The sequence below is a fragment of the Dryocola clanedunensis genome (assembly GCF_038405435.1).
In the GTDB taxonomy this organism is placed as follows: Bacteria; Pseudomonadota; Gammaproteobacteria; order Enterobacterales; family Enterobacteriaceae; genus Dryocola; species Dryocola clanedunensis_A.
Window position 1 is genome coordinate 239 of record NZ_JBBYHZ010000231.1, and the last position, 278, is coordinate 516.

Annotated in this window: 1 pseudogene; it reads left to right on the forward strand. The window is 71.2% G+C overall.

The annotated features are described in order from the left end of the window. Positions 1-17: 17 nt before the first annotated feature. A pseudogene (locus AAE045_RS24385) lies at positions 18-278 on the forward strand (biotin synthase BioB); the annotation flags it as partial.

A 278-nucleotide genomic window follows, 5' to 3' on the forward strand; every position in this document is an offset into this window, starting at 1 on the left:
GGCACCGCGAAGAGGTACTGGCCCTGTTCGCGCTGCCCTTCCCGGTCCTGCTGCATCGCGCGGCCAGCGTGCACCGCGAGCAGTTCGACCCGGCGGACGTCCAGATCTCGACCCTGCTCTCGGTCAAGACCGGCGGCTGCCCGGAAGACTGCGCGTACTGCCCGCAGGCGCAGCGCTACAGCACCGGCGTGGACGCACAGAAGCTGATGGTCACCGACGAGGTGGTCGCCAAGGCGCGCCAGGCCAAGGCGGCCGGCGCCTCGCGGTTCTGCATGGGC